Genomic DNA, 12,955 nt, shown 5'->3' with positions numbered 1-12,955 from the left:
TACGGCGGTCATGGCGGAGGGGAAACGCCCGGTTACATTCCGAACCCGGAAGCTAAGCCCTCCAGCGCCGATGGTACTGCACTCGTGAGGGTGTGGGAGAGTAGGACGCCGCCGGACAAACTTCCAGAAAGGCCACCCCGTATGGGGTGGCCTTTCTGCGTTTCAGTGGTCCCCGGACTGCGGCTGGTTGATCGACTCGGGTATCTGAAAGTCGTGGTGTCCCGGGTCATTTGTTGGCCCGCTTCGCTGAAACCGCGGATTGGAAGTGCGGCGGCGCAGTCCTGGGTCTGCCGTCTGCGGCTAGTCTCGGCAGGTGGATGACGTCCTGATACCCCTGGTGTTCGCCGGCTGCGTGGCGGCGATCCTGTGGGCTCTCTGGTGGCTCGCCTCCCGGGTCCGCCGTCGGGGCATCGGGGGCGAGGTCATGGGGCCGTTCGAGGAGATGTGGCACCCCGCGGCGCACCGGTTCCGAGCCGAGATCCGCGTGCACGAGACCGGCACCGTGCCGATGCCACCGCAGGGCGGCAAACGCGATGGGCGCGGCGGTGACGTCACCGAGCTGACCGCGGAACCGAGCTGACCCCAGAGGACCCACCTGCAGGGCCGAGCTCGGAGCGGACCTCAGGAGGGCTTCGGTCCGCAGACGTAGCGGGGCTCCGCGTCGTAGCGCCAGGTGAACTTCTCCCGCTTGACCACCACGCCGCCCTTCTTGATGACCCGGAAGGCGTCCTGGGTGAAGCCGTTGATGCCGTTGGTCTCGATGCACGAGGGGCCGGGGGTCAGGTGGATCTGCTTCGGCGTCGTGATGTTGCGGCGCGGGCCGTACTCCGTCTTGACACTGTCGTAGATCTTCGTGCTCCAGATCGACACGGTGACCGAGCTGGAGGTGTACGACGTGTCGATGAGGACGCCGTAGTCGGTGTTGTTGCGGAACTTGAAGTCCAGGTTGGGCCAGAAGATGGTCGACTCGATGACCGCCGGGTACCTGTCGAACCAGTACGAGTGCGGCTTGTGCTCGACGTCCTCCAGGCCGGCGTAGTAGGTCGCGTTGAACAGCGTGGTGGTGAACTGCGAGGTGCCGCCGCCGACCCCCGGCACCAGCTTGCCGTCGAGGATGACCGGTGCGTCCCGGTAGCCCTGGGCGTAGCCGCGTTCCCCGGTGTGACCGTTGAGCGAGAACGTCTTCCCGGGCAGCACGACGGTGCCGTCCACCTTCTTCGCGATCGTCGCGATGTTCTGGCTGCGTGACGAGGCCATTCCGCCGGTGAACCGGGTGGTGAAGGTGGAGACCCGCTCCTTGATGCCCAGGCCGGCGAGCTTCTCCGCGGTCAGCTGCGGCGGCGTCGGCTTCAGCTCGCCGGTCACCTCGCGGCCGTCCGCCTTCGGCAGCACGGCGAGCAGGTCCCGACTGAGCGCCGCCGTGTCCAGCTGCTGCCCGGACTGTCCGTCCTTGACGGTGGGCCGGCCACCGGAAATCGCCATCGTGGCGTCCTTCGGCGGCACCTCGATGGCGGCCAACTTCTCGCCGAGCGCGGTCCGCAGGCGCTTCACGTCCACCGTGGGGGTCAGCTTGCCGGTCTTGTCGGCGTTGAACCGCAGGCTCTTCGCGATGGCGGCGGGCGGGACCGTCACCGAGCCCTTGGTGGTGCGCAGGGTGACCGGTGCGGCCACAGCCGGCTTCGCCAGCTCGTCGACCAGCCGATCCAACTCCTCCGGGGTGGTGGCCGGGTGGGTCTCCACCAGGGGCACGGTGACCGGCTCGCCGGCCAACCAGCCGGCGCGGACCACCTCGGCGGAGCGTTCCGGGTTCAAGGCCAGCCCGGGCTTGGGCTGTACGACCTTCGGCGTGGTGCCCTGATAGGTGATCGCCGGCATCGTCATCCCCTGAGCCTGGTCGCCGAGCACCTTGCGGAGCGCGTCGTCCAACCGGCCGACGTCGACTGTCACCACCGGCTCGACGGTGCGGGAGCCGACCAGCCGGCTGACCGGGTGCGCGTCGGCCTCAGCCGCCGCCGCGACGGTCGCCGGTACGTCGACGGCCAGCCCCACATCGGCCGGCTTGATCTCGGCGGTACGCCCGTCGACGGTGACCTTCAGCGGCGTGGTCAGCGTCGCCGCCCGCCGGTCCAGCTCCGCCCGCAACTCCCGGTCGGCGTCCGCGCGGCTCCGGCCGCCCAGCTCGGTGCCGAGCACGCTGGTGCCACGGGGAACGTCACCGGCGTACGCCCAGGCGCCGGCACCCGCCACAGCGGCGAGGACACCACCGGTGATGCCGGCGGCGAGCAGCATCCGCACCCGACGTGACCGGCGCGGGCCGTTGTCGGGTTCGCCGGGAGCGGCTGTCGTGACCGGCTCAGATCCATCGTCCGGCCAGGTGACGGCGGTGACCTGCACGGTGGGCCGGTCGTCGACAGGTGGACTGTTTTCGCCGTACAGCGTCACTGCAACCTCGATCGCCAGGGTGCCGCGGGAGGTCCTCCCTCCCGGAGGCACCTACGGTAACCAATGCCCAGCCGTCCTCGTAGCTGCGCCCACCAGGCGCTGCCACCGCGTGTCGTACGGCGTGTCGCACCGACCCGGGGGCGGTGCCGGGGGTGGATCACCGGCGTGGCACGGTGACCGGGTGGGCACTGCGGAGCGGGTGTTGGCGTACGGGGGCGGCTGGCTGGACCGGGCAGGCCCGTTGCGCACCGACCCGACACGGTTGAGCGAGCTGTTCGCCGAGCCGACCACGGTGCTGCTGGCCATGTGGCGGGACCGCTGTCTCGTCGACGGCGACGGGCCGGTTCGGCTCAGCGCGGAGCGCGCGGCGCTGGTCCGATCCGCCGCCGGTGAGACCGTCTTCCTGGGGCTCGACGCGGAGGTCGCCGTGTTCGCTGCGGACCTCTCCGACCTGCCCGAGCGGTCCGCCCTCGAACTGGCCGGCGCGGTGCGGTCCGTCGACGTGCGGGCCCTGGTCGGGCGGCTCGAACCCGGTCACGCGGCCGTCCAGGCGTACGGCAGAGGTTTGTTGCACTGGCACCGGCAGCAGCGGTTCTGCGGGACGTGCGGCGCGGCGGCCGTCACCGGCGGCGGCGGGCACCTACGGACCTGCACCGGCACGGCATGCGGGCGTCTGCTGTTTCCCCGGATCGAGCCGGCGATCATCGTGTTGGTCGAGGCACCCGGTCCGCCGGGGCGGTGTCTGCTGGCCCGGCACGCGGGTGCGGCCGAGGACGCGTACTCGACGCTTGCCGGTTTCGTCGAGGTCGGCGAGAGCCTGGAGGATGCGGTCCGCCGGGAGATGGCCGAGGAGGCGGGAGTGACCGTCACCGACGTGACCTACCAGGGGTCGCAGGCGTGGCCGTTCCCCGCCGGCCTGATGGTGGGCTTCCGGGCCACCGCCACGTCCGACGAGGTACGCGTCGACGGCGAGGAACTGCTGGAGGCGCGCTGGTTCACGCGGGCGGAGCTGCGGGACCGGGTGGCCTCGGGGCGTCCGCTCGGTCGGGTGGACGCGATCGACCACCGTCTCCTGGCGGACTGGCTCGCGGAGGGTTAGTCGGGCTCGCCCACCGGTGCCCGGGCTGGCCGACGGGCCGCCACCGCCATCGTGGCGGTGACGACGACAGCCGTGCCCAGGGCGGCGAGAACGAGACCGGGGACGGTGTGCGGCCGGAGCGTCGCGGTGACGGCCAGCAGACCGGCCATACCCACCCACAACGGTGCCGCCGCCCACCGTGCGCCGGCCGCGAGACGGTCGTTGAGCAGCACGAACGTCACCGCGTAGAGGGCGCCGACCGCCGCGAAGAGGGGCGCGTACCGGCCGAGGTGGTCGTAGTCGGGCCCGCCGGCGAGGCGGAAGGCGAGCCCACCGGCGAGCGCCGAGGCGAGCACCAGCACCAGGCCGCATCCGCCGGTCACCGCGAGCGCAACAGTTCGGCTGCGCCGGTCGCCGCGGGCCAGCCGCGGTAGGGCGAGGACGGCGGCGACCTGCGGCGCCCAGAGCGCGCCCTTGCTCAACACGGTGCCGACCGAGTACGCCCCGGCGTCCGACGGGGGCAGCAGTTGCCGGGCCAGCAGCAGATCGGCGTAGGAGACGACGAGCATCGCCAGCGTCGCACCGCAGCCGGCGACAATCTGAGCGACGGTCAACGGTGGGACGTCGGACTGTCGGCCGGGCTCGCGGGCGAGTCGGGCCAGCACCGCCGGGGTCAGCGCGGCGGTCAGCGCGCCGGCCGCCAGCGCGCCGGTCGGTCCCGCGCCGAGTAGCAGTCCGGCGATCACGCCGCCGTAGCGGCCGGCGGCGAGCACTGCCATCCCGATGGCGAGTCGTACGAAGCGCTGGCCACCCTGCAACTCTCCGAGGGACCGGGAGGAGAACACGATCGCCGCCGTGGTGACCGCCAGCAGCGCGGGCGTCTCGACCGGGAGGTCCAGGGCGGTGACCAGTAGTGGCGTCGCCGCGATGAGGGCCCCCGCGCAGACGGCCGCGGTGATCGCGGTGAGCCGTCGGGTGTCGGAGGACCCGTGCCGGGCGTGGTGAACGGCGACGGCCAGTTGCAGACCGAGCCCGGGCACACCGGCGATGGCCACCAGAGCGAGGGCGGCGGCGAGCGCGCTGAGGTCGGCCGGGTCGAGCCGCCGGGCGGCCAGCACCGGCACCAGGTACGCCAGGCCGTTGACGAGTACGCCGGCCAGCGTGACGCTGATCCCGGCCGCGCCGAGACCGTTGTTCCGTCGGACCGGTTCCGCCGGCTCCTCCGTCTCCGCCGGCTCCTCCGTCCGCTCTGTCGCCTTCGGACGGACGGGTCGCCGAAGGCTCACGTGATCTCCGAGAAGGTCGGCCGCTGCCCGTCGGCCGGTCCGGTCGCCTGGTCCGGGCCGGTCGCTGGGTCGGGCTCGGCCTGGTCAGGTTCGGCCTGGTCAGGCTTCGCCGCGTCTGGTTTCGATTCCTCAGCGACCAACGCAGCCGCCGCAACGGCCGAGGTCACGGCGGTCGGCGTGGTGCGGCGTACGGGTCGTCGACGGGCGGTGGTGGAGAGCCAGAGAGCACCCAGGGCGACGACGATCATGAGTTGCAGCAGGGCGTCGGTGTTGCGTTGCGCCGAATTCAGGTGGAGCCACCCGGCGAGCACTACGAGCGCGCCCGGCAGCCAGGTCTCCACGGCCCGGCTGATCGTCCTGTCCCGACGTGGGTCGGCTGACCAGGGCAGGCGGCGCGGGCCGGGCACCGCCAGCATGAATCCCGCAGCGACCAGCAGGCCGCCGATGAGGCCGCTCCACAGCACCAACGCGCCGGCCCCGACCGCCAGCAGCGGCAGCGAGCGGGTGACCCGGCGTCTGCCGCGCGGTACGGGACTCGTCGAGGTTCGCCCGGTGGGCTGTCGGGCGGGCAACACCGCGAGGAGGACTACCGCCGCCAGCAGGATGCCGCCGAGCAGAAGGCCCGCCCGGTACGTCGTGTCCGGGGCGAAGCGGAGTACCACCTCCCCGGAGGTGCCAGCGGGAAGAATCCAGCCCTGCTGCCATCCGTCCACCACCAGCGGCTTCAGCGTCCGCCCGCCGATGGTCGCCTCCCAGCCGGTGTTGGTGTTCTCCCGTACGGCGAGTACGCGGTCGACGGGGTGGTCGGCCACCCGTACCCGTCGTTCGGTGGCTGCCCAGGAGCCGACCTCGATGGCGCTGGCGACCGCCGCAGGGGCCGGCGTGGGCGTCCGGGGCACCAGGGCGACCCGAGTGGGCGAGGCGAGCTTGCTCGGTGTGGTCACGATGCGGTGCTCCCCGCGGCCCAGGTCGAGCTGTCGGGGCGTGTTCCGCCCGCACGGTGTCACCGCCATCTCGCGCAGTTCCAGCAGGTCGCGGAGTGTGCCGCGGAGCGTGGTGGTCACCCGGGACGCACCGATCTGCAGCGTCGGACCCGACCCGCAGGCCAGCGTCAGGGGTGCGTCGGGGCGCGGTTTGACGATTGACGCTCCGGGCAACACCGTCACCTCGCCGACCGCGACGGGCAGCTTCTCCGGCAACCGCAGCTTGTACGGGTCGATGCTGGTGGCGGCCGGCTTGTCGAGGAACTGGATGGTGATCTCGTCGGTCCGCATCGGCGGGTCCAGGCGAAGGAGCCCGTCGTCGCCGAGCAGGCTGCTTCGGAAACCGTCGTCGCCGACCACCCGCACACTGCCGAGGCGGGTGGTGGCCGCCTCGTCGTCCACGGAGAACCGGAGCCCGGTGATGGTCTGCGGCTTGAGCCACTTGAGGCGCAGGATCGGTGCCTCGTCGCTCACCGCCGGTGACCAACTGGTGGTCGGGTCCCCGTCGAGTGCCGCGCCGGCCCGACCGGTCGGGTCGGCGACGGCCGTTGAGGAGGCGCTGACCTGCGCTGCGAGGCGCAGCGGCTGTGCGTCGGCCACCAGATTGTCGAGAGTGGTGTCCAGGTCCGGACCGGCCGTGGGCCGCGCCCACAGCTTGGCGTCGTAAGACCCGGCGGCGGGCAGGGTGAGGGTCCGGTCGATGCTGGAGGCGTCCTCGGATCCGCGGACGGCGTCGGTGGAACAGTGGGGGTGGCCGTCGACGGTGAAGCAGGCCGGTGTGGTGGGCGCCGCCGACACGACGACGGTCGCCGGCCGGTCGGTGGCGGGTGCGGCGGGAAGGACAAGGGTCCGGCTCGTCTGGACGCCGGGAATCGTGATCTCGGCGAGGCCGACCGACCCGTTGCCGAACGAGCGGAGGTCGTACGCGTCGTCGATCGAGATCTTGACCGTGCGGGTGGCGTGGACGCCGGGCAGCTCGAAGACCATGTGATCGCTGAACTGTTCCACGGTGCGGCTCTCGTACCCGGCGGCGACGGTCACCGTCGTGGGCAGGGCGTCGGCCTTCAGGTCGAACCAGACCTCGACCCGGGTGATCCGGGTCGGGTTGGCGAGGCCCACCTCGACCCACTGACGGTCGCTGGGCGAGTACGGCGCGGACTGCCAGGACGTTTCCGGATTGCCGTCCATCGCCGCGTACGGCTGGTGCTCGGGGCGGGCACCGCCGGGGGAGTCCACCTGCGAGCGGGCGGTCGACGCGCGGATCGCGCTGATGCCCTCGAAACGGGCGACGGTGGACTGCTGCGCCCCCCACTCGGGCAGGTAGTCGTGGGCGGGGGCCGTCACCTCGAAGGTGTCGTCGGCGGTGAGGGTCTGTGAGGCGTTGTCACGCGATCGGCCGAACGACACGTCGCGCCTGCGCAGCCCGTCGGTCATCGCGACCGGCCCGGCGATGCCGGCCGCCGTCGCATCGCCCGCCAGGACCGTCGGCGCCGCGCCGAGCTGCCCTGCCGCGGCGAGGTCGAGGAGCGACTCGGGGCCGCCCACCACGGTGGTCACGGCGTCACGGTCGTACGCGACAACCGGCTCGACCGGCCGGTCGACCCGGTAGACCTCCAACGCCCGCACGGGCACGTCGAGCCCCTGGTCGCGGAACTCGTCCGGGGACGAGGGCCCGCCGCGCACCGGGCCGAAGGAGGTGACGCGGGTCAATCCGGGTGAGCGGTCCAGTGCCTGGCGGACCACAGCCGGGCGGGCCGTGTCCGAGCGGCCGTGGTCAAGGTCGGCGCGGAACAGGACGTGGCTGATCCCGGACCGGGCGAGCAGGTCGGCCAGGCCGGCCGACCCGGCGCCGGTGGCGAGTGTCGACTCGATCGCGTCCAGCAGCCGGATCGTGGTCGGTGGGGTGAAGGGGATGGAGTTGCGTACCGCCCACCGGCTGTTCAGCAGCGGTTGGGCGATCTCATCGGTGGTGTTACCCCAGTCGTACGAGGGGAAGCGCGCCCCGGGTACGACGAGTACCCGCCCGCGCCCGGTGTTCGCGTCGAGCCAGTCGGTGGCCTCGTGCCAGTAGCCGGGCACCGCCTTGACGCCGCCGGGCGTGGCGAGACCGCCGGCGAGCGCGGGCGTGGCAACCGCCGTGACGGCGACCATGGCCACACCGGCTGTGAGCCAGGCGCGTGCGACAGTTCGTGGGCGGTGCTGCTCGGGCGCGGTGCGTGCCGCGCGGATGGCCAGGCCGATGAGGTGCGCCATGCCCAGGGCCAGGGGCAGGCGGAGCAGGACGTCGAACTTGTGCACGTTACGCAGGGGGGCACCGATGCCGTCGAGGAACTCCCGCTGCGGGCCGGCGAGGATGTTCGGCAGGTCACCGACGTGCCCGAGACCCACGAGCGCGGCGCCCAGCACCAGACCGGTGATGAGGAACCGGCGGTGCGGCATTCCGCGTCGGGACAATCCGAGGACACCGAGGGCGGCGACCACCAGTGTGGCGGCGATCAGTAGTGCCTCGTTGGCGAGTCGTGCGCCGGCCGGAAGGATCGGCCCGAACGGGGTGGCGAGGTAGGCGAGCCAGTAGGAGGCGCCGCGGAGGGTCGTCACCGCGTCGGTGACGCTGGTCGTGTTCCGGGCGGTCTCGATGTAGTCCAGGAAGGGTGGGCTGTACCGGCCTAGAACGAGCAGCGGAACCAACCACCACGCCGTGGCGAGCGCCACCGCGCCACACCAGGCGGCGATGGCGGTGACGCGGCGGCGTACGGGCTGGAGGGTGGCGAGCCAGAGCAGGGCGAGTGGCACCACCGCGGCCACGGCTGTGGCGTTGACTCCACCGGCGCAGGCGACGGCGACGGCCGACCCGGCGACGGCGCGCCGCAGCGGGGTGCCGCCGGCGAGGCCCACCAGCGGGATGAGCACCCAGGGGGCGATGGCGCTGGGCCAGGACTCCACCGAGGCGTAGCCGAGTTGGGTGAGGATGCGGGGTGACAGCGCGAAGGCGACACCGGCGATCATGCGTCCGGCGGGCGTGCCGATACCCAGCCTGCCCGCCAGCCGTACCACTCCCAGGTAGGCGACACAGAAGATCAGCGCCCACCACAGCCGTTGGACCACCCACGGCGCGATGCCGAGTTCCGATCCGAGCAGGAAGAACGGGCCCATCGGCCAGAGATATCCGTACGCCTGGTTCTGTAGCTGACCGAACGTGCCGGTGGGGTCCCAGAGGTGCAGCGAGCGGAGCAGCCAGCCGGCCGGGTTGACACTCAGGTCGATCTTGGTGTCGGGGACGACCTGGCCCGGGGCCTGCTGAAAGGCGAGGGCGGTCAGCGCGATACAGATGACCAGGTGCCGGAACCGTCGGGCCGTGTGCCGGCTCCGACTGGACCCCGGAGCGGCGCCACCGGTCACCTCTGCACGCATTTCGGCTCCTGTCTTCACCGGCCGGACGCGCACCTGCAGCCGACTACTGTCGCGCGACGTTATCCGGACCGGGCACGGACGGGCGACCAGGGGCGCTGCGGTGGCGTTATCGGGAGAACGGCCGTCCCCACGGCGTGTAAGCGTGTGGCAGGCTGCCGACCATGTCAATGCCAGAAGCTGAGGTCGAGACGCGTCCGGAAGGCGTCACGTCCGATGGCGACCGGCCGGGGCCGATCGGCCGATGGGTCCGTGCCGACCGCGTCCGCGCGGTAGCGATCGCCCTCATCGTCGTGTCCGTCGCCTGGCGCGCCGGCCTTGCCACCCGTGGCTGGTTCTCGCAGGACGAGTTCGTCATCGCCGCCCAGGTCCTCGACACCCGGTTGGACGCGGACTTCCTCCTGCGTACCTTCAACAACCACCTCATGCCCGGTGGCCTGCTGGTGGCGTGGGCGATGGTGCGGGTGGCGGGTTTCGTCACCTGGCCCTGGGTGCTGCTGCTGGCGGTCGGCCAGGCGGCTATCGGGTTCGCCGTCTACCGGCTGCTGCGCGATCTGCTCCGGCCAGGCTGGGGGCTGCTCATCCCGCTGTGCCTGTTCGTGTTCAGCCCGCTGACGCTTGAGGTCTCCTCGCTGTGGTTGGTCGGGCTGCTCGTGATGCCGATGCAGTTGGCCCTGGTCATGGCGGCGACGGCACAGGTCTGGTACGTGCGGACCGGTCGGCTGCGACACCTCGTGGTGGTCGTCCTGTGGGTGGTGTTCGGCCTGCTCTTCGACACCAAGTCCCTGCTGATCGTGCCGCTGCTGTTCCTGCTGACCGTCTTCCTCTTCACGTCGGGCGGCACCTGGCGCAGCCTGGTGACGACGATCCGCCGACACTGGCCGGCGTGGCTGGTGCTCAGTGCGCTCTCGGGGGCGTACCTGGCCTTCTATCTGACCCGTCCCGCCCGCGAGTTGGACGAACCCACCTCCGCCGGTCAGGTCCTCACATTCCTCGGTGACCTGGTCGGCGAAACCGTCGTTCCGGGTCTGCTCGGCGGACCCTGGCGTTGGGCGTACGCCGGTGACGGTCCTCCGGCCGTAAACCCGTACGACATCGCCAAGTGGCTGTCGTGGGCGGTGCTGGGGGCTCTCATCGTGGTCACCGCGCGGCGGCGCCCGTCGGCCCGGCGGGCCTGGCTGCTGCTCGCGTGCTACCTCGGGCTGGTCGCCGCGCTCTTCGCCGTGACCCGCCTCGGTGGGCCGCTCGGCTCGTTCGTGGGCATCATTCCCCGGTACGTCGCCGACGTGGTGCTGGTCGCCGCGATCTGTGTCGGCGCGGCCCTGCTGGGAACGAAGGACGTCGATGAGGACGACGTGTCCGCGTGGCCGGTGCCGACCGTTCTGCGGGAGCCGGGTGCCTTCGCGGTCGGTCTGGTCTCGATAATCGTCGTCCTGGCCACCATCGGGGTGGGCACGCTGTGGAGCACGGCCCGTTTCTGGGACAACTGGAGCACCAAGTACGGACGGGACTATCTCGCGACGACGCAGATCGAGCTTGCCGCCGCCGCGCCGGGCACCGTCTTCCTGGAGACCACCGTCCCGGACCGCGTCATCGCCGGCTACTTCTGGCCGGACAATCTCCAGTCGCACTTCTTCCGCCCGGCCGATCGGCGGCCCACCTTCGTGGAGGAGGCCGAGAAGCCGTTCATGTTCGACGACTTCGGCCGGATCCGTCCGGTCGTGGTTCAGGGGCGGAAGATCGTGCCCGGGACGGTGCCCAACTGCGGGCACCTGGCGGAGGGTGGTGTACCCGCCCGGATCCCGTTGGACGGGTATCTGGAGGAGTGGCCGTACGCGGTCCATTTCGGCTACGTCAGTTCGGGCGACTCGACGGCACTCTTCCGTCTCGGGGACGCGGTCCGGGTGATCACCCTGAAGCGCGGGCTGAACGACGTGTTCTTCCTGCTGGAGGGGGCGGGGGACGCCGTCGAGGTCACCGTGAGCACCTCGGAGGTCCGGGTGTGCACCCAACTGATTACCGTCGGCCGCGCGGTGCCGGCACTGTGAATGGTTGAGCAGACCACCGGCGTCGGGGCCCCACCGGTGCGGCGGGCGCGGGACACGTTGCCGCTGTACGCCGTTGCGGCGGCTGTCACGGTGCTGGTGCTGGCCCCGCTCGCGGCACCGGGCTACGCGCTGCTGTACGACATGGTGTTCGTACCCCGGCAGCCGCTGAGTTGGGATCTCGTCGCCCCGGCGCAGACTCTGCCCCGAGCGGTGCCGATGGACGCACTGATGTCCCTGGTCACCCAACTCGTGCCGGGTTGGGTGGTGCAGCGGGTGGCGCTCGGTGGGGCGGTTCTCCTGGCCGCGGTCGGTGCCGGCCGTCTGGTGCCGACGGAACGGCTCGCGGTCCGGTTGCTCGCCGCGGTGGCGTACGCGTGGACGCCCTACCTGGCTGAGCGGCTGCTGATCGGACAGTGGGGTCTGCTGCTCGCGTACGCCGCGCTGCCCTGGTTGGTCCGGGCGGCGCTGGACCTGCGGGCGGGTCGTGACGGCGCGCTCGCCCGGGTGGTGCTCGCGGCCGCTCCCGCCGCGATCACTCCGACCGGTGGGTTGATCGCGTTGGGCACTGTGGTCCTGCTGGTGTCGGACCGGACGCGCCTTCGCCGGTCGGCGTTCGTGGTGGGTGGCGTCGCGTTACTCAACGCCCCCTGGGTGACCGCGGCCCTGGTCACCGGCGCTGGCGGGTCATCCGATCCGGCGGGGGTGGCGGCGTTCGCGGCGCGTTCGGAGAACTGGGCCGGTCCGCTGGTGGCGCTCGCGGGTACGGGTGGCGTCTGGAGCGCACAGGCGACCCCCGCCAGTCGCGCGGCACCGCTGGTGCCGCTGGCGACCCTGATCCTGCTGATTCTGGCCGGTGTCGGTGCCGGCCTGCTGCGGCGCCGGGTGCCCCTGGGTACGGCGGTGCGGCTCGCGGTGCTCGCCGGGATCGCCTACCTTCTCGCCGCCCTCGGGGTGCTCCCCGGCGGGGCCGCTGTGTTGCGCTGGGCGGTGGTGCATCTGCCGGGTGGAGGGCTGCTTCGAGACGGCCAGAAGTTCCTGGCCCCGTACGCCCTGCTGCTGGTGGTGTGTGCCGCGTTGGGAGCGGAGCGGCTAATGGCCAGGATCGACCGGGAGGTGGCGGGGGTGGTTCTGGTCGGCCTGCTGCTCCTACCGGTGGCCGTCATGCCGGACCTCGCCTTCGGCGGTGCCGGTCGGCTTCGTCCGGTGAGCTATCCGGCGGACTGGCAGGCGGTGGCCGAGCGGGTGGCCGGCGAGCCGGGGGAGATCCTCGCGCTGCCGCTGTCCGCCTACCGGGCCTACCCATGGAACCCGGGACGTATCGTCCTGGATCCGGCGCCGCGCTACCTGCCGGGGACGGTGCTGACCGACGACACGCTCCGGGTCGGCGACATCGCGGTGGCCGGGGAGAATCCACGGCTCCGCGAGGTGCGCCGGGTGCTGGCCGAGGGGCGGCCCGTCTCGGCCACCGGCGTGCGCTGGGTGGTCGTGCAGCACCAAGGGCCCAGCGAGGTCGACCCGGCGACCCTTCGTGATCTCGAAGTCGTCCACGAGGGACCGTTTCTCACTCTCTACCGAAACCCGGCTGTTCCTCCGGAATCGGACCCCCGAGGATTTGGTGCGTGGGCCGTCGTGATGGCGCTCGGCGCTGCCCTTCTGGTGGTCATGGCGGCCGCCATTTCGGCACTACACCGGCGTCCTACCGCGTGGTAA

Annotated in this window: 7 protein-coding genes and 1 rRNA gene; 5 read left to right on the top strand and 3 right to left on the bottom strand. The window is 71.8% G+C overall.

The annotated features are described in order from the left end of the window. Both rrf and QSK15_RS28585 read left to right on the top strand, forming a co-directional pair. Positions 1–117, top strand: a 5S ribosomal RNA gene (gene rrf, locus QSK15_RS28590). Positions 118–313: 196 nt separating this feature from the next. Continuing rightward, on the top strand, positions 314–580 hold the full coding sequence (locus QSK15_RS28585) for a hypothetical protein (RefSeq protein ID WP_285797138.1): 267 nt from the start codon (positions 314–316) through the stop codon (positions 578–580). 41 nt (positions 581–621) lie between these two features. On the opposite strand, the gene QSK15_RS28580 is transcribed toward QSK15_RS28585, so the two are convergent. Then, positions 622–2,442 carry a VanW family protein gene (locus QSK15_RS28580; RefSeq protein WP_285797137.1) on the bottom strand — a complete coding sequence of 607 codons (1,821 nt, stop codon included), beginning with the start codon at positions 2,440–2,442 and terminating at the stop codon, positions 622–624. A gap of 181 nt (positions 2,443–2,623) precedes the next feature. On the opposite strand from QSK15_RS28580, the gene nudC reads away from it, so the two are divergent. After that, the gene (gene nudC / locus QSK15_RS28575; protein WP_285797136.1) at positions 2,624–3,541 is read left to right on the top strand and encodes an NAD(+) diphosphatase; all 918 of its coding nucleotides are present in this window, start codon (positions 2,624–2,626) and stop codon (positions 3,539–3,541) included. On the opposite strand, the gene QSK15_RS28570 is transcribed toward nudC, so the two are convergent. Continuing rightward, positions 3,538–4,806 (bottom strand): polysaccharide biosynthesis protein, encoded by a 1,269-nt coding sequence (locus tag QSK15_RS28570; RefSeq protein ID WP_502889656.1) that lies wholly within the window; start codon positions 4,804–4,806, stop codon positions 3,538–3,540. The two genes, nudC and QSK15_RS28570, sit on opposite strands and share 4 nt — an antisense overlap. Beyond that, the gene (locus tag QSK15_RS28565) at positions 4,803–9,200 is read right to left on the bottom strand and encodes an alpha-(1->3)-arabinofuranosyltransferase (protein ID WP_285797135.1); all 4,398 of its coding nucleotides are present in this window, start codon (positions 9,198–9,200) and stop codon (positions 4,803–4,805) included. The genes QSK15_RS28570 and QSK15_RS28565 overlap by 4 nt, the downstream gene beginning before the upstream one ends. Before the next feature lie 167 nt (positions 9,201–9,367). Between QSK15_RS28565 and QSK15_RS28560 the strand changes: the two genes are divergently transcribed. Next, positions 9,368–11,245, top strand: a complete 1,878-nt coding sequence (locus tag QSK15_RS28560; RefSeq protein ID WP_377617879.1) for a hypothetical protein — start codon at positions 9,368–9,370, stop codon at positions 11,243–11,245. Beyond that, a complete protein-coding gene (locus QSK15_RS28555) occupies positions 11,246–12,955 on the top strand; it encodes an MmpA family trehalose lipid delivery protein (protein WP_285797133.1) in 1,710 nt (569 codons plus the stop codon). It begins immediately after the preceding gene.

The organism is Micromonospora sp. NBRC 107095, assembly GCF_030269705.1.
GTDB classification, from domain to species: Bacteria; Actinomycetota; Actinomycetes; order Mycobacteriales; family Micromonosporaceae; genus Micromonospora; species Micromonospora parva.
Note: the sequence above shows the minus strand (reverse complement) of the source record. Positions and strands in the feature narration are given on the sequence as shown.

What these genes read in the sequence shown, in the direction of transcription:
- QSK15_RS28565 (WP_285797135.1), bottom strand. Translation starts at nt 9,200, where the DNA reads ATGCGTGCAGAGGTGACCGGTGGCGCCGCTCCGGGGTCCAGTCGGAGC.
- QSK15_RS28560 (WP_377617879.1), top strand. Translation starts at nt 9,368, where the DNA reads ATGCCAGAAGCTGAGGTCGAGACGCGTCCGGAAGGCGTCACGTCCGAT.
- QSK15_RS28555 (WP_285797133.1), top strand. Translation starts at nt 11,246, where the DNA reads ATGGTTGAGCAGACCACCGGCGTCGGGGCCCCACCGGTGCGGCGGGCG.